This is a genomic window from Bacteroides ovatus (assembly GCF_001314995.1).
GTDB lineage: Bacteria > Bacteroidota > Bacteroidia > Bacteroidales > Bacteroidaceae > Bacteroides > Bacteroides ovatus.
The window spans coordinates 630,746-647,349 of sequence record NZ_CP012938.1 but is presented as its reverse complement, the minus strand read 5'-3'; the positions used below and the strand labels follow the sequence as shown (position 1 = coordinate 647,349).

General features: G+C 42.3%; 18 protein-coding genes and 1 tRNA gene. 12 read left to right on the top strand and 7 right to left on the bottom strand.

Annotated elements, in window-relative coordinates; genetic code table 11:
- Position 1 precedes the first annotated feature (1 nt).
- Both Bovatus_RS02670 and Bovatus_RS02665 read right to left on the bottom strand, forming a co-directional pair.
- Positions 2 to 409 (bottom strand): hypothetical protein, encoded by a 408-nt coding sequence (locus tag Bovatus_RS02670; RefSeq protein ID WP_004300433.1) that lies wholly within the window; start codon positions 407 to 409, stop codon positions 2 to 4.
- A 112-nt stretch (positions 410 to 521) separates the two neighbouring features.
- Positions 522 to 929, bottom strand: coding sequence for a hypothetical protein (locus Bovatus_RS02665; protein WP_004300432.1), 408 nt, complete (start codon positions 927 to 929; stop codon positions 522 to 524).
- A 379-nt stretch (positions 930 to 1,308) separates the two neighbouring features.
- Between Bovatus_RS02665 and Bovatus_RS02660 the strand changes: the two genes are divergently transcribed.
- Complete coding sequence (locus tag Bovatus_RS02660; protein ID WP_004318548.1) at positions 1,309 to 1,605, top strand: DnaB-like helicase C-terminal domain-containing protein; 297 nt, start codon at positions 1,309 to 1,311, stop codon at positions 1,603 to 1,605.
- Positions 1,606 to 2,037: 432 nt separating this feature from the next.
- Complete coding sequence (locus tag Bovatus_RS02655; RefSeq protein ID WP_004300429.1) at positions 2,038 to 3,042, top strand: beta-ketoacyl-ACP synthase III; 1,005 nt, start codon at positions 2,038 to 2,040, stop codon at positions 3,040 to 3,042.
- 73 nt (positions 3,043 to 3,115) lie between these two features.
- Here the strand turns inward: Bovatus_RS02655 and Bovatus_RS02650 are convergent.
- Positions 3,116 to 3,189, bottom strand: a tRNA-Asp gene (locus Bovatus_RS02650).
- Positions 3,190 to 3,341: 152 nt separating this feature from the next.
- Between Bovatus_RS02650 and Bovatus_RS02645 the strand changes: the two genes are divergently transcribed.
- Both Bovatus_RS02645 and Bovatus_RS02640 read left to right on the top strand, forming a co-directional pair.
- The gene (locus tag Bovatus_RS02645; protein WP_004300428.1) at positions 3,342 to 4,658 is read left to right on the top strand and encodes an aminotransferase class I/II-fold pyridoxal phosphate-dependent enzyme; all 1,317 of its coding nucleotides are present in this window, start codon (positions 3,342 to 3,344) and stop codon (positions 4,656 to 4,658) included.
- 94 nt (positions 4,659 to 4,752) lie between these two features.
- Positions 4,753 to 5,343 (top strand): YqgE/AlgH family protein, encoded by a 591-nt coding sequence (locus tag Bovatus_RS02640; protein ID WP_004300427.1) that lies wholly within the window; start codon positions 4,753 to 4,755, stop codon positions 5,341 to 5,343.
- Positions 5,344 to 5,347: 4 nt separating this feature from the next.
- On the opposite strand, the gene Bovatus_RS02635 is transcribed toward Bovatus_RS02640, so the two are convergent.
- From Bovatus_RS02635 to recR, 3 genes are read right to left on the bottom strand one after another with little or no spacing between them, the layout of a single operon-like run.
- Positions 5,348 to 5,884: a GNAT family N-acetyltransferase gene (locus Bovatus_RS02635; RefSeq protein WP_004300426.1), complete on the bottom strand. Its 537-nt coding sequence runs from the start codon at positions 5,882 to 5,884 to the stop codon at positions 5,348 to 5,350.
- Positions 5,881 to 6,339 (bottom strand): hypothetical protein, encoded by a 459-nt coding sequence (locus Bovatus_RS02630; protein WP_004300425.1) that lies wholly within the window; start codon positions 6,337 to 6,339, stop codon positions 5,881 to 5,883. Before Bovatus_RS02630 ends, Bovatus_RS02635 begins: the two co-directional genes overlap by 4 nt.
- 26 nt (positions 6,340 to 6,365) lie before the next feature.
- Entirely contained in the window at positions 6,366 to 6,983 is a 618-nt protein-coding gene (gene recR / locus Bovatus_RS02625; RefSeq protein ID WP_004318553.1) for a recombination mediator RecR, read from the bottom strand.
- A 91-nt stretch (positions 6,984 to 7,074) separates the two neighbouring features.
- Between recR and Bovatus_RS02620 the strand changes: the two genes are divergently transcribed.
- The 7 genes from Bovatus_RS02620 to Bovatus_RS02590 all read left to right on the top strand — a co-directional run bounded on the left by Bovatus_RS02620 (position 7,075) and on the right by Bovatus_RS02590 (position 14,942).
- Positions 7,075 to 8,529 carry a sodium:solute symporter gene (locus Bovatus_RS02620; RefSeq protein ID WP_004318555.1) on the top strand — a complete coding sequence of 485 codons (1,455 nt, stop codon included), beginning with the start codon at positions 7,075 to 7,077 and terminating at the stop codon, positions 8,527 to 8,529.
- 124 nt (positions 8,530 to 8,653) lie between these two features.
- Positions 8,654 to 9,259: a ribosome biogenesis GTP-binding protein YihA/YsxC gene (gene yihA / locus Bovatus_RS02615; RefSeq protein WP_004300422.1), complete on the top strand. Its 606-nt coding sequence runs from the start codon at positions 8,654 to 8,656 to the stop codon at positions 9,257 to 9,259.
- On the top strand, positions 9,249 to 9,872 hold the full coding sequence (locus Bovatus_RS02610) for a DUF4923 family protein (RefSeq protein WP_004300421.1): 624 nt from the start codon (positions 9,249 to 9,251) through the stop codon (positions 9,870 to 9,872). The genes yihA and Bovatus_RS02610 overlap by 11 nt, the downstream gene beginning before the upstream one ends.
- Before the next feature lie 97 nt (positions 9,873 to 9,969).
- Positions 9,970 to 10,365 carry a DUF1573 domain-containing protein gene (locus Bovatus_RS02605; protein WP_004300420.1) on the top strand — a complete coding sequence of 132 codons (396 nt, stop codon included), beginning with the start codon at positions 9,970 to 9,972 and terminating at the stop codon, positions 10,363 to 10,365.
- 105 nt (positions 10,366 to 10,470) lie between these two features.
- Entirely contained in the window at positions 10,471 to 12,459 is a 1,989-nt protein-coding gene (locus tag Bovatus_RS02600; protein ID WP_004300419.1) for an OPT family oligopeptide transporter, read from the top strand.
- Positions 12,460 to 12,465: 6 nt separating this feature from the next.
- Positions 12,466 to 14,022 (top strand): N-acetylmuramoyl-L-alanine amidase-like domain-containing protein, encoded by a 1,557-nt coding sequence (locus tag Bovatus_RS02595; protein ID WP_004300418.1) that lies wholly within the window; start codon positions 12,466 to 12,468, stop codon positions 14,020 to 14,022.
- A gap of 2 nt (positions 14,023 to 14,024) precedes the next feature.
- Positions 14,025 to 14,942 carry a PorV/PorQ family protein gene (locus Bovatus_RS02590; RefSeq protein WP_004300417.1) on the top strand — a complete coding sequence of 306 codons (918 nt, stop codon included), beginning with the start codon at positions 14,025 to 14,027 and terminating at the stop codon, positions 14,940 to 14,942.
- On the opposite strand, the gene lipB is transcribed toward Bovatus_RS02590, so the two are convergent.
- Positions 14,899 to 15,582: a lipoyl(octanoyl) transferase LipB gene (gene lipB, locus Bovatus_RS02585; RefSeq protein ID WP_004300416.1), complete on the bottom strand. Its 684-nt coding sequence runs from the start codon at positions 15,580 to 15,582 to the stop codon at positions 14,899 to 14,901. The genes Bovatus_RS02590 and lipB overlap by 44 nt on opposite strands.
- Positions 15,583 to 15,648: 66 nt before the next feature.
- On the opposite strand from lipB, the gene Bovatus_RS02580 reads away from it, so the two are divergent.
- A complete protein-coding gene (locus Bovatus_RS02580) occupies positions 15,649 to 16,488 on the top strand; it encodes a helix-turn-helix domain-containing protein (RefSeq protein ID WP_004300415.1) in 840 nt (279 codons plus the stop codon).
- The last annotated feature ends 116 nt before the right edge of the window (positions 16,489 to 16,604 follow it).

Here is a 16,604-nt window from a genome sequence, read left to right as displayed (position 1 = left end):
GTTATCTATACATTTTTACATACCGTGTCCATTTCTTGTCCATCGATACAAATTCAAACTTTTCAAATGTTCCTTTATCTTGTACCAGTGTGACCGAATTGAGCAACCAACTCTCGGGCCTAAATTCCGCAACGATAGCGGGCAACAGATGTGACAGGATTTCCTCCCGTACGGTGCCTTCTGCCTTCACATAATAATTATTGATTACAGCTTTCTTCCGGCTTTTCTGTTCCACGGGGACGAAGCCCACCACTTCTTTATCTTCAATCGCAATGAACCACACATACTCTTCGCCCGTCTTGAAAGGGTAATTATTGTTTGCGCGTATCACTTCGGGATCCATCACCATCGGCGCTAAAAGCCGATATAAGTGTTTGTCTTTTCCTTTTAATCGTATTATCTGTATCATATCATTCAAAAATGGACACACAAAAATAAGGAAAAAATATCAAATTCGTCATTTCTGTTCCTAAAACATTTGTTTTTCACACTATTATCTCTATATTTCGATATTTTTGAAATCACCCATACGCCATTCCTCTTTCACGTTTAAAGTAAGTCAGTATAGTTGCAAAGCTTAAATATTCCCGTCCAGGAGTATGCAACCGACTTTTAAACTGATAGTAGGCAAAGATGACTTCGCATGCCAATTTATATTTGAAATGCAGCTTTAAACGGTGCTGCAAAAACTCAAACACCCGGCAGAGATATGCAAACACCTCCTCCACCCTAGCATTTGGAATCACTCGTGGCGCACGATTTACATCCGCTATATGCTCCATCTCATTAAGCACATATTCCAGTTGCTCAATTTCCTCACCGGTGTTTTGCATTGTACACTTCATTTGTTCTATTTTCTCTCCCTGATGGATGTACTGTTTTCGCTTTCGTTGTAAACGATCTTTTATTATTTCTATTCCTTTCAACATTATAAAATTTAGTTATATATAAATGGTTTGATATTACTGATTATTAATCGACAAAACCGTCATATAAAATTTAATATCAAATGCAAATATAGAAAAGATTGTTTAAATAATTAGATTTTTATTTAAAAATATTCATACTTATTTTACATTTAAATTACCAGCATCAGAAAAACGTTTTTTTCATCCAATGAAACGAGTCATAATTTTGCGGCGTACTAAAATATTTTAAACAATGGATAATCAATCTTTTGACTGGCTGCTTCACGGTTGCCACGTACTATCCGAGATGGCAGTGGCTTATTTTCCCAACTATCAGGATAACTGATATAGACGATACGCTGGCAAATGCCCATACCCTCCTCGACCGATTGGAAAATGAATGTGGTACTGCCGAACATCTCCGTTCCACGTCACAACTCATAGAGGACACTATAAGTTGATAGAGGCCCGCATGGCCAGCAACAAGAACAGTGCTACAGGACTGACTACTGGATTTGCCGACCTTGACCGGGTGACATGCGGCTGGCAACCCGGTGAGGAGATCGTTATTGCTGCCCGTCCTGCGGTAGGTAAAACAGCATTTGCACTGCATCTGGCACGTACTGCAGCTTCTGCCGGTTATCATATCGCTGTGTATATTTTCACATATACAATATTTTTCTTGATGAATAACTGACTATTACCATACATTACCGATGGCAGTATGGATTTAGAAGAACACACATTTGCAAGTCATCAAGAAAATCTTGAACCTGCAAGACAAGAAAGGAAGCGAAAATATGATTTGCATAAAATTTAAATAGTCTCTAACCAATAAGTCATCTTTATACAATGACGAGTTGTTTGACAAACTTCGTAGTTAGCAATACCGGAGCAACATTCACAATTACTTATGAATCAATTATTTACAGCAACTCTTTCATTTAAACAAAAATTGCCTGCTAAAAATTTAGACAAAATTTGGTCAAATATTCCTTTTTATTAATTAAAAAGGCTACAGTTTCACAAACTACTATTGGAATTCGGTCTCTTTTCCATATATTTGCGCCCGCATTTTTGATTTTCGAATGAACCTCCTTATTCAATTTACCAAAACTAGATAAAACGAATGGAAAAAATAAACGCAGTAATTACAGGAGTCGGAGGATATGTACCCGATTACATCTTGACCAATGATGAGATTTCCAAAATGGTAGATACTACCGACGAATGGATTATGGGGCGTATTGGTATTAAGGAAAGACGTATTTTGAAAGAGGAAGGACTGGGAACTTCTTACATAGCTCGTAAAGCTGTCAAACAGTTAATAAAACGCACCCGAACAAATCCGGATGATATTGATCTGATAATTGTAGCTACAACAACCCCTGACTACCGCTTTCCTTCCACGGCTTCTATTTTATGTGAAAGACTGGGACTGAAAAGAGCTTTTGCTTTTGACATGCAAGCTGTTTGCAGCGGTTTTTTATATGCACTGGAGACTGGAGCCAATTTTATCCGTTCTGGAAATTACAAGAAAGTGGTAGTTGTAGGCGCTGAAAAGATGTCGTCAATAATAAATTATGCCGACCGGGCAACTTGTCCGATTTTCGGTGATGGCGGAGCAGCTGTCATGCTTGAACCTACTACTGAAGATTTTGGCATTATGGATGCTGTGTTAAGAACAGATGGTAAAGGATTGCCTTTTTTGCACATTAAAGCGGGTGGCTCTATATGTACTCCTTCTTATTATACATTGGATAATCAAATGCATTATATCTATCAGGAAGGACGTACTGTATTCAAATATGCAGTATCCAACATGGCTGATGCCTGTGAATCTATCATTGCAAGAAACCATCTAAGCAAAGAAAACATCGACTGGGTAATTCCTCATCAGGCTAATCAACGTATTATCACCGCCGTAACACAACGTTTGGAAGTTCCTGTCGAAAAGGTCATGGTCAACATCGAACGATACGGTAACACTAGTGCCGGCACTCTCCCACTCTGCCTCTGGGATTTTGAAGATAAATTCAAAAAAGGAGATAACCTAATTCTTACTGCATTTGGAGCAGGATTTGCATGGGGAGCCATCTATGTGAAATGGGGATATGATGGAAAAAAGAGATAGCGATTATTCGCTATCTTCAAAATAAAAAATCCTCTGATTTACTGAAAATCAGAGGATTTTTTATTTCCTAATGCGGTGCGTACGGGACTCGAACCCGTGACCCCATGCGTGACAGGCATGTATTCTAACCAACTGAACTAACGCACCAAAATATTCACTTTAGCATCTCTCTCGATTGCGGATGCAAAGGTAGATATTTTTTTGAAACCTGCAATAGCTTCAGTATCTTTTTTCTGAAAAAGTGGGTTTATTAAGAATTATCGTGTACATTTGCAGCTACTAATAAAATAGAAAATAGAATGAAAAATACACCAATTGAACGACATCTGATTGACGAAACCATCAATGAGTTTCAAATTGTCGATTTTTCCAAAGCTACCATTCGTGAAGTGAAAGCCATTGCTTCAAAAGCAGAAACAGCATCGGGAGTTGAATTTATCAAAATGGAAATGGGTGTTCCGGGACTTCCTCCTTCCGCTGTAGGCGTGAAAGCGGAAATTGAAGCATTACAAAATGGCATTGCCAGTCTATATCCCGACATCAACGGATTGCCGGAACTAAAGAAAGAGGCATCCAACTTTATCAAAGCATTCATCAACGTAGATTTAAGTCCGGAAGGTTGTGTGCCTGTCACTGGTTCCATGCAAGGTACATTCGCTTCATTTCTTACTTGCAGCCAATGTGACGAAAAGAAAGATACGATTTTGTTTATCGATCCAGGGTTTCCGGTACAGAAACAGCAGTTGGTTGTAATGGGGCAAAAGTTTGAAACATTTGATGTGTATGACTACCGCGGAGAAAAACTGAAAGAGAAACTGGAAAGCTATCTGAAAAAAGGAAATATATCAGCCATCATTTATTCAAATCCCAATAATCCCAGCTGGATTTGCCTGAAAGAAGAAGAATTGAGGATTATCGGTGAATTGGCAACACTGTATGATGTGATTGTTCTGGAGGATTTGGCTTATTTTGCCATGGACTTCCGCCAAGATTTAAGTAAACCGTATCAACCTCCTTTCCAGCCATCAGTTGCCCATTATACGGACAATTACGTATTGCTGATTTCCGGCTCAAAAGCATTCAGCTACGCCGGGCAACGTATTGGGGTAAGTTGTATCTCTGATAAACTATACCACCGAAGCTATCCGGGACTGACCAAACGATATGGTGGCGGAACTTTCGGAACGGTTTTCATTCACCGTGTGCTTTATGCGCTTTCTTCAGGAACTAGTCATTCTGCACAGTTCGCCATGGCCGCCATGCTGAAAGCTGCCAACGAAGGACAATATAATTTCCTTAACGAAGTGAAGATATACGGTGAAAGAGCACGGAAATTAAAAGAAATCTTCCTCCGTCACGGTTTTCATCTGGTATATGACAACGATCTGGGCGAGCCGATTGCAGACGGATTTTATTTCACCATCGGTTATCCGGGAATGACCAGTGGCGAACTGGCGAAAGAATTGATGTACTACGGAGTCAGCGCTATCTCATTAGTAACTACAGGAAGCCATCAGGAAGGATTGCGCGCGTGTACCTCTTTCATTAAAGACCACCAATATGCTCAACTGGATGAAAGAATGAAACTATTTGCTGAAAATCATCCGATAGCCTGATTATTTGACATAAGATATTCATAAAAGCCATTCTTAAAATGAAAAAAAACGGAAAGAACGATTGTTATTCCGTTTTTTTTCTTACTTTAGTGGCATGAATATCGACTCTGACATATTTAAGATTCAATCGAATAATGTGTTGCCATCGAGAGGAAGGATTTTAATATCAGAACCTTTTCTACGTGACGCAACGTTTGGCAGATCCGTAATTTTACTGGTCGATCATACGGATGAAGGAAGTATGGGATTGGTTATCAACAAGCAACTGCCATTGTTCCTTAACGATATCATCATGGAATTTAAATATCTGGATGAGATTCCTCTATACAAAGGTGGACCTATTGCCACTGATACCCTATTTTATCTCCACACATTATCTGATATCCCCGGATCCATTTCTATCAGTAAAGGGCTTTATCTGAATGGAGATTTTGATGAAATAAAGAAATATATATTACAAGGGAATAAAATCAGTGAATGCATTCGTTTCTTCTTGGGATATTCCGGTTGGGATAGCGAACAGTTAAATAACGAAATCAGAGAAAACACATGGTTGGTGTCTGAAGAAGAAAAATCATATCTGATGAAAAACAATATCAAAGATATGTGGCGGACTGCTTTAGAGAAACTAGGCAGCAAGTACGAAACGTGGTCACGCTTCCCACAAGTGCCTACTCTCAACTAATATTTTATTTCTTAGGATTCAAACATTGGAGGAGCAATGCATCTTTGTAGCAGCCCTCCACTTGCAGCCAGTTTTTCAATAATCCGCATTGAACGAAGCCACAAGACGTGAACAGCTTTACACAAACGTCATTATCTGTCGTGACATGTGCATAAAGCTGACTTAAAGACAGAAAATCAAAAGCATATTCACAAAGCAGCTTCAATGCGTCGGTGGCATAACCTTGCTGCCGATAATCCTTATGCACGGCAATTCCTACTTCTCCCCGCGAATGAAGGGGAACGAAATCCGTAATATCAATCGTACCAAGTATACACTGGTCGGATTTGCGCACAATCATCAGACGTAATTGCTTATCCGCAAACACATCACACTGCGAACCTTCAATATATTGGCGCAACACGTAACGGGAGTATGGAACCGTAAAGTTACTGATGTCCCACATCGAAGGATCATTTTCCATCTCATACATTATATCCATATCTTCCGGTTCTACCGCACGAAGATAGATACGATCGTTCATCAAGAAGGACTGTCTCATAGCTTTTCTTCTTTTGCAATGTGAAGTTCGTTACGCAATCTCTTCTCGCTGGGCAGACAGAAAAGTGACGCTGTCAGGCCAATCAGCATACAGAGATTACCCGTATTGCTCAACGTCAGGTAGTAACACAAAAGGTTCACCACAATAGCTACTTCAAGCACTCCCAAGCGAACAATGTTCCATTGCACATATCGCTTCAAGGCAAGCGTGATAGTCATGTGATCTATCTTTTTCTTAAGCACCAAGCTAAATAATTTGAGAGAAAGAGGCACACACAAAGCAGTGAGCAAAATGCCGACCGTCTCAAAATAGTAGATAGCCGGTGCGTTATCTACCAAACCTCCTACGGGATAGAGTTCAAACTCTCCTGCCCCAAGCAAAAATGCCGGGAGCACCCAAAAGAAAACATAACTGATATTCAAATTTCTGACAGCTCGTTTTATCTGTTCTTCCATGTTCGTTCTTAAATAATTAATAATGATTATACAGTTCCGGTAAAAAGCGTCCGGTTCACAATGCTGCGTCCTAAAGTCACTTCATCGGCATATTCAAGTTCATCACCAATCGATATGCCACGGGCTATCACACTTAGTTTAACCCCTAGTTTATCCAGCTTGCGATAGATATAGAAGTTGGTAGTATCCCCCTCCATCGTAGTGCTCAATGCCAGAATAACTTCTTTGATTCCACCTTCAGCCACCCGCTGCACCAGGCTTTCAATTTGAAGGTCACTCGGTCCGACTCCGTCCATTGGAGAAATAACCCCACCCAAAACATGATAAAGCCCGCGATACTGCTGGGTTGCCTCTACCGCCATTACATCACGGATATTTTCCACCACACAGACAGTGGAAGCATCCCGTTGCGGATTAGCACAAATCTGGCAAGTTTCAGTATCGGATATATTATGACACACTTTGCAGTATTTCACCTCACGTTTCAACGTTATGATAGAATTTCCGAAAGCTTCCACAGTAGCCGTATCCTGACGGAGCAGATGCAGAACAAGCCTCATAGCCGTCTTACGCCCGATACCCGGAAGTTTGGAAAATTCGCCGACTGCCTTTTCAAGCAGTATAGAAGGATATTGTTGGTTCATAGATAATATTTGCTGTTCTATCGATAAAACCCTGCAAAGATACAGATTATTGTTTTTAATACCTACAAAAATTGCTACCTTTGCATCTGTTATGATGATACTAGTCACTATTCTTTGCTACTTCGCGGTATTATTACTAATAGCCCGTATCACCGGACGTAAGGGCGGATCGAATGCAGCGTTCTTCAAGGGAGAAAACCAATCACCTTGGTATATAGTCTCTTTTGGAATGATTGGCGCCTCTATCTCCGGAGTCACTTTCGTCTCTGTACCGGGAATGGTGCGCGGAATGGATATGACGTATATGCAAACGGTACTCGGATTTTTCTTCGGATACATGGCCGTAGCCCATATCTTACTTCCTTTATATTATAAATTGAATCTGACAAGTATCTACGGATATCTCGGCACCCGCATCGGGGTGCGTGCCTATCGCACCGGTTCCTTTTTCTTTCTGCTGTCACGCATGTTGGGAACCGCAGCCAAACTTTATCTGGTATGCCTCATTCTCCATACGTATGTATTTCAGGAAATGCACGTTCCCTTTTGGCTGATTGCTGTCGGTTCGGTTGCATTGGTATGGATATATACTCATAAAAGCGGAATAAAGACCATCGTGTGGACAGATACCTTACAAACATTTTGCCTGATTGCCGCTCTGATTTTTATCATCTATTTTACGATCCAAAGATTAGACCTTAACTTCAGCGGCATTGTGCAAACAATCCAAAACAGCGAACACAGCCGTATTTTTGTATTTGACGACTGGGTATCCCGGCAAAACTTCTTCAAACAGTTCTTCAGTGGTATCTTCATTGTCATCGTAATGACCGGACTGGATCAGGATATGATGCAAAAGAATCTTTCTTGCCGGAACCTCCGGGAAGCACAAAAAAACATGTACTGCTACGGTTTCTCATTCATTCCGCTAAATTTCCTTTTTCTATGCTTGGGAATTCTATTGATAGCGCTAGCGGGACAAATGCAACTCGAACTGCCAGCCATGAATGATGATATACTGCCCATGTTTGCAGCCCAAGGTTATCTGGGACAATCCGTATTGGTACTTTTTACAATCGGTATTATCGCAGCAGCTTTCAGCAACTCGGATTCCGCCCTGACAGCCATGACAACCAGTGTATGCGTAGATCTGCTAAATACGGAAAAAGACACAGAAGAAACGGCACGTCGCAAAAGAGACAAAGTGCATTTATCGTTATCAGTCTTATTGGCATTCTTCATCTGCCTGGTAGAAATACTTAATAATAAGAGCGTTATTGACGCCATATATATCATCGCCTCCTACACATACGGCCCCCTGCTCGGAATGTTTGCTTTCGGACTTTTTACACGCAGGCAAACGAACGACCGGTGGGTTCCTCTCATAGCCATCCTTTCACCACTGTTCTGCTATCTTGCCAACTGGTGGATTGGAAAAGAAACCGGATATAAATTCGGTTATGAATTGCTAATGTTAAATGGAACGCTTACCTTTGCAGGGTTAATGTGTATGTCCAAAAAAGAGAAAACGCTGAAAGTGCCATAAAAACAGGTACTCCAGAGTTTATAATAAATAATGGCAGAGTTTATTATAAACTGCGCAATAGTTTATTATAAACGATGAGCGAGTTTATTATAAACGATTTTATAAAGAAATAAATGACAAGAAAATGGAAATAACAAGTGCTGAATTTGTGATTAGCAATACGGACGTGAAGAAATGCCCGGCCGGTATTTTCCCGGAATATGCCTTTATAGGCCGTTCGAATGTGGGAAAATCAAGTCTTATCAATATGTTGACCAGCCGTAAAGGTCTGGCCATGACCTCTTCCACTCCGGGAAAAACGATGTTAATCAACCACTTCCTTATCAATAAGAATTGGTATCTCGTCGACCTTCCGGGATATGGCTATGCCCGACGCGGACAAAAAGGGAAAGACCAGATACGCACTATAATCGAAGATTATATCTTGGAACGGGAGCAAATGACCAACCTCTTTGTCCTGATAGACAGCCGGCTGGAACCTCAAAAAATAGACCTCGAGTTTATGGAATGGCTGGGCGAGAACGGTATCCCCTTCTCTATCATCTTTACCAAAGCCGACAAGCTAAAAGGTGGACGTTTAAAAATGAATATCAATGCCTATTTACGTGAGTTGGGCAAACAATGGGAAGAGCTCCCTCCTCACTTCGTATCTTCCTCGGAAGACCGCACAGGACGTATTGATATACTCAACTACATAGAAAACATAAACAAGGATCTCAATGTTAAATGAAAGAAGAATGAAAATGAAAAAGAATTTTTTATCTATTGCCTTTATGGCAGTATTTATGCTGATGGCGACTAACAGCCAGGCGCAATCATGGTCCGACTTATTTAATAAGGACAACATTTCAAAAGTAGTAAATGCCATCACCGGAACCACCGAATCTATCGACATGACCGGAACATGGAGCTACAAAGGTTCGGCGGTAGAGTTCGAATCGGATAACTTACTAATGAAAGCAGGCGGAGCTGCCGCAGCTACTATGGCTGAAAATAAGCTGAACGAACAATTAAGCAAAATAGGTATTAAAGACGGCCAGATGAGTTTCACTTTCAATGCCGACAGTACTTTCACCAGCACGGTGGGCAAGAAAACATTGAAAGGCACTTACTCCTACAATGCTTCAACCAAACAAGTTGATTTGAAGTATTTGAAACTTCTGAATCTGCACGCTAAAGTAAATTGCAGTTCCAGTTCACTGGAGTTACTGTTCAACTCGGACAAACTGTTGAAACTAATGGCTTTCATCGGTAGCAAAAGTAGCAGTACCGCACTGAAAACAGTTAGTTCACTGGCCGAAAATTACGATGGAATGATGCTCGGATTCCAGCTCTCAAAATAGCAAAAGAGAATCGTTTAATACTATTTCGCACTCCATAAAGTATATTTTAGGGGAAAAGCATTATCTTTGTCGTTTGTAATCAAAAAGAGAAGGAAAAATGAAAAAGATACTTTTTTTAATGACCCTGTTAGTAATGGGCGTAAGCTTTGCATTTGCGCAAACAAATGCAGATATCAAGTTTGACAAAACAACTCACGATTTCGGTAAGTTTTCTGAAAACAGCCCGGTTGTCAGTTGCACATTTACCTTTACTAATATCGGCGATGCCCCTCTGGTGATCCATCAGGCTGTAGCCTCTTGCGGATGTACAGTACCCGAATATACAAAGGAGCCCATCATGCCGGGTAAAAAAGGAACAATCAAGGTGACTTATAACGGAACAGGCAAATATCCGGGACATTTCAAAAAATCAATCACCTTGCGTACCAACGCCAAAACAGAGATGGTAAGATTGTATATCGAAGGCGATATGACAGCAAAAGATGCAAAGTAGGAAAAAATAGACTATTACATAAAGGAGAATCTTTCGGTTCTCCTTTTTTTTTGTTTACTTTGAGGACGGAAATGTAAATTAACACATTAGCAAATTATAAAAACTATGAAACAAGAAGAAGACAAATTCACCGGGTTACCCGAGAATGCGTTCAGAGAGTTGAAACCTGGGGAAGTGTACAACCCGTTGATGGGTCCCTCTAAAAATTATCCGGAAGTTAATATCTGGTCAGTAGCATGGGGTATTGCCATGGCAATCCTTTTTTCGGCCGCCGCAGCCTATCTGGGGTTGAAGGTCGGACAGGTATTTGAAGCAGCTATTCCAATTGCGATCATTGCCGTAGGAGTTTCCGGAGCTGCCAAAAGAAAAAATGCGTTGGGAGAAAACGTGATTATCCAGTCTATCGGAGCTTGTTCCGGAGTAATCGTTGCCGGAGCGATCTTCACCCTCCCCGCTCTTTATATTCTCCAAGCTAAATATCCCGAGATGACGGTTACCTTCATGCAGGTATTCATCAGCTCTTTATTGGGTGGCGTATTGGGTATTCTATTCCTGATTCCTTTCCGTAAATACTTCGTCAGCGACATGCATGGAAAATATCCTTTCCCGGAAGCAACAGCCACTACACAAGTGTTGATCTCCGGCGAAAAAGGCGGCAGTCAGGCCAAACCGTTATTGATGGCAGGTATGATCGGCGGATTATATGACTTCATCGTGGCGACATTCGGATGGTGGAACGAGAATTTTACCACCCGTGTTTGCAGTGCCGGAGAAATGCTGGCAGAAAAGGCAAAATTGGTATTCAAGGTAAACACCGGTGCCGCCGTGCTTGGTTTGGGATATATCGTCGGACTGAAATATGCTTCCATCATTTGTGCCGGTTCATTGGCTGTGTGGTGGATTATCATTCCGGGAATGTCTGCTATCTGGGGTGACAGTGTACTGAATGCATGGAATCCGGAAATCACCTCTACCGTAGGTATGATGAGTCCGGAAGAAATATTCAAATATTATGCCAAGAGCATCGGTATCGGCGGTATCGCTATGGCGGGTGTGATCGGTATTATCCGTTCCTGGAGCATCATCAAGAGCGCTGTCGGACTGGCAGCCAAAGAGATGGGCGGTAAAGGGAATGTAGAGAAGAGCATTATCCGTACCCAACGGGATCTTTCCATGAAGATTATCGCCATCGGTTCCATCATCACACTGATCTTAATCGTATTATTCTTCTACCTTGATGTCATGCAAGGGAATCTGTTGCATACATTGGTAGCCATTGTTCTGGTTGCCGGCATCTCTTTCCTGTTCACCACAGTAGCAGCTAATGCCATTGCGATTGTTGGTACTAATCCGGTTTCGGGAATGACATTGATGACACTGATATTGGCTTCCGTAGTGATGGTAGCTGTCGGACTGAAAGGTCCTTCGGGCATGGTTGCCGCATTGGTAATGGGTGGCGTAGTATGTACCGCGCTGTCGATGGCAGGAGGTTTTATCACCGACTTGAAGATTGGTTACTGGCTCGGAAGTACGCCTGCCAAACAGGAAACATGGAAGTTCTTGGGAACAATCGTATCGGCTGCAACAGTAGGCGGTGTAATGATTATCCTGAATAAGACATACGGATTTACAAGTGGCGCACTGGCTGCTCCACAAGCAAATGCGATGGCGGCCGTTATCGAACCACTGATGAGTGGTGTAGGTGCACCCTGGTTGTTATATGGTATTGGGGCTGTCTTAGCTATTATTCTGACTCTTTGTAAAATTCCTGCATTAGCTTTCGCATTGGGTATGTTTATTCCATTGGAACTGAATGTGCCGCTGGTAGTGGGTGGAGCAGTGAATTGGTTTGTTACAACACGTAGCAAAGATGCATCTCTGAATACGGAAAGAGGTGAAAAAGGAACCTTACTGGCATCCGGTTTCATTGCCGGAGGTGCATTGATGGGAGTAATCAGTGCCGCGATGCGCTTTGGTGGAATCAATCTGGTTAATGAGGCATGGTTGAACAATACTTGGTCAGAAGTGTTGGCATTAGGAGCGTATGCCTTACTGATTCTTTACTTTATAAAGGCTTCAATGAAAGTTAAATAAATCATTATGAGGAGACTATTATCCATTATAGTATCACTTGTAACTGCCATATCATTTGCGCAGCAGCCCGTCGAGCTACCTTTGTGGCCCGACGGTGCTCCCAACTCCAGTGGACTAACCGGAGAAGAGCAGGAAACGCGCCCTCATTTTGTCACGAATGTCACGCATCCCACCCTGACGGTCTACCATCCGGAAAAGCCGAATGGAATGGCTATTATCATGTGTCCCGGAGGCGGTTATCGTGGACTGGGTATGGATGGAGAGGGGTATGATATGGCCCCCTGGTTCTGCGGACAAGGTATTACCTATATGGTATTAAAATACCGGATGCCGAACGGACATTGGGAAGTCCCCGTATCAGACGCCGAACAAGCCATTCGCATGGTACGTCAACATGCCAAAGAATGGAATGTCGATCCTTACAAGGTAGGATTAATGGGAGCCTCTGCGGGAGGGCATTTAACTGCTACACTCGCTACTCATTATAATTCGGAAACACGTCCGGACTTTCAGATATTACTTTATCCGGTGGTTACGATGATGCAAGTCACCCGGGGAAATACCAGAGCTGCATTGCTTGGCAAAAATCCCACAATGGAACAAATACAGAAGTTCTCTGCCGAATTGCAAGTAACGCCCGATACTCCACAAGCATTTATCGCTCTTACCTCCGACGACCCTTCCGTAGCACCTTACCACGGAGTGAACTATTACCTTGCTTTACAAAAAAACAAGGTTCCGGCAACTCTCCATGTTTATCCTACCGGAGGACATGGCTGGGGATTTCAGGACCATTTTAAATATAAGCAACAATGGACACAGGAATTGGAGAAATGGTTGCGCGACGGCGTTGTATTCCCGGAAAACCCCGAACCCATGTTACGAATCGGGAAATCTTACCTGGGAACTAAATACGTGGCTAACACATTAGATCAAAACGGAGAAGAATCATTAGTGATCCGGACTGATGCCGTAGATTGCCTCACTTTCGTAGAATACACGTTGGCACAGGCACTCGGTTCTTCCTTTGCCGACAATCTGCAAAAAATACGTTATCGGGACGGCATCATCAACGGATATCCTTCCCGGTTGCATTATACTTCCGAATGGATAGAGAATGGAATCCGCCACGGATTCCTCACCGATATTACTGCCAAAAACAGTGCACATACCCAGAGAATCTCTCTTTCCTATATGTCTACCCATCCCAAGCAATATAAAAAATTGGCTGATTCGCCGGAAAATGTACGACAAATGGCCGAATATGAAAAAGCAATCTCCGGAAAAGTCGTACATTGGTTGCCGAAAAGCGAACTGCCGGAAGCCGGATTACCCTGGATCATGAATGGAGATATCATTGCTATCACAACGAAGATGCCCGGACTGGACATTGCTCATGTGGGAATAGCAGAATATAAAGAGGGAAAACTGCACCTGCTGCACGCTTCTTCTACATTGAGAAAAGTAGTTGTCAGCGACGAACCTCTCAATCACATGCTAAACAACAATAAATCGTGGACAGGCATACGTGTTGTCCGGATGTCTCACTCTAAAAATAACTGATTATGAAACGAGTAAAACATTTCCTTCTCGCCTCGTGCTTATTCCCCACTTTGCTGGGAGCACAAGAAATGGCAAGCGCCTATTTTCTGGAACTTACTCCGGACGCCCAATCGGCAGGTATGGCAGGTACAGGATTAGCTACCACCGACAACGGTAGTACAGCTATTTTTCATAATGCTTCTACCATCGCTTTCTCACAAGAAGTGATGGGTGCGAGTTATTCATACGCTAAGATCAACCAAGATTATGCGCTACATAGCGCCTCTCTTTTCTACCGGATCGGAAGGGAAGGCATACATGGATTTGCTGTAGGTTTCCGACATTTCAAAGATCCTAAGGTGCTTGATTACCGTCCTCACGTATGGGACTTAGAAGCTGCTTATTTCAGAAATGTAGCCAAGAATCTGTCTCTTTCATTAACGTTCAGATACCTGCAAGCCAAAGCCGCGGAAAGCGCAGACAGCAAGAATAGCGTTTGTCTGGACTTCGGCGCGACCTACTATCGCAATATGGCTCTATTGGACGAAATGGCTTCCTGGAGCATTGGTTTCCAAGCTGCCAACTTAGGTAAAAAGCTGGACGGACAAAAGTTACCCGCCAGATTAGGATTGGGAGGTACAATCGACCTGCCATTCAGCATAGAAAACCGTTTGCAGGTGGCGCTCGACTTCAACTATCTGCTCCCCTCTGAAATCCGTCATCTCCAGGCTGGCATAGGAGCCGAATATAATTTCCTGAAATATGGTGTTGTCCGTGCGGGATATCATTTCGGAGACAAAGACAAAGGAGTAGGCAACTACGGCACTCTAGGCTGCGGAATAAACTTCTGGCCGATACGTGCAGACTTCTCATACGCCTTGGCTGATAAAGATTGCTTTATGCGCCGCACCTGGCAACTGGGAGTTGGAATAGTTTTCTAAGCTCCTCTTCGAGGCGTTGCTTCACTTCGTCCATCGGCACATCGTGCTTTAATTCCTGACGAAGAGAAGTGACGCCTTTATCTATAAATCCGCAAGGGTGGATATAACTGAAATAACGTAAATCGGTATTCACATTCAGAGCCAGTCCATGCATCGTGACATAATGGCTGCTTCTCACTCCGATAGCACAAATCTTACGCGCACGAGGCGTATCACCTTCCAACCAGACACCTGTCGCTTTCTCCAAACGTCCGGCTTCAATGCCATAAGAAGCACATACCCGAATCACCGCTTCTTCCAACAGATGAACGTACTCTTTCAATCCTAACTGAAATTCTTCCAGGTTTAATATCGGATAGCACACCAGTTGTCCCGGACCATGATAAGTAATGTCCCCTCCTCGATCAATATGATAAAGGGTGGCATCAATTGCTTTCAGTTGTTCATCACTCAACAACATATTATTTTCTTTCCCGCTACGTCCTAATGTATAAACATGGGGATGTTCGCACATCACAATACGGTTTTCATAACTCTCGCCCTGAACTTTTGCCCGGACAATGTTATCAAACCATTCTGTTTGCCGTTGCCATGCTTCGGCGTATGGTATCAAATTCCAATCAATAAAAAATGTTTTCATAAAAACAAAGGTAAGAAATAAAAAGAAAATGCGTACATTTGTTGGCCTAATATAACACACACAACTATGAAAATGGACTTTCCACAGGTAGACTTGCCTACCGAAGTATTAGCATGGACGAATGTAACAGAAGACATTCTCAATATTTACAAGCAATCTTGTCGGTTGCAAGCATGTATTGTTGCCATCTGTACCGAAGGTTCGATGAAAGCCTCCATCAATCTGCTTGATTACGAAATTCACCCCAATGACTTAATAACATTATTACCGGGAACAATCATTCAGTTTCGGGAGAGAACAGAAAAAGTATGCCTTTGCTTTGCCGGCTTCTCTGCTCATTGTGCCGGACGAATCAATCTCATGAAGAATATTGGTAACGCATATCCCAAACTGATAGAACAGCCGGTAGTTCCTCTTAATGAAGAAGTAGCCAGTTATCTGAAAGACTATTTTGCTCTATTATCACGGGCCAGTTGCAATGAGAACTTCGAAATGGATTCCGAATTGGTCGAATTGTCTCTTCAGACTATCCTGACAAGCATACGACTGATATATCATAAATTTCCGGGCGAAAATAGCAGTTCGAACCGCAAAAAGGAAATCTGCCGGGAACTGATTCAAGCCATCACCGAGAATTATAAAAATGAACGTCGTGCACAGTTCTACGCAGATAAATTAGGTATATCTCTTCAACATCTAAGCACGACCGTGAGGCAAGTGACAGGTAAAAGTGTTTTGGATACCATTGCATATATCGTTATCATGGATGCTAAAGCCAAACTGAAAGGGACCAATATGACTATCCAAGAGATAGCATATTCTCTAAACTTCCCCAGCGCCTCTTTCTTTGGCAAGTATTTCAGACGATATGTAGGAATGACACCATTGGACTTTAGAAACAGATAATTTTCACGAAGGACGATAGAAAACATAAATGGTGAGATGCAAAACAATGAACGGTGAATAAATTGCGCATTATCCGCAAAGTATTCACCGTCTATTATTTACAGTTCGCTGTTCAT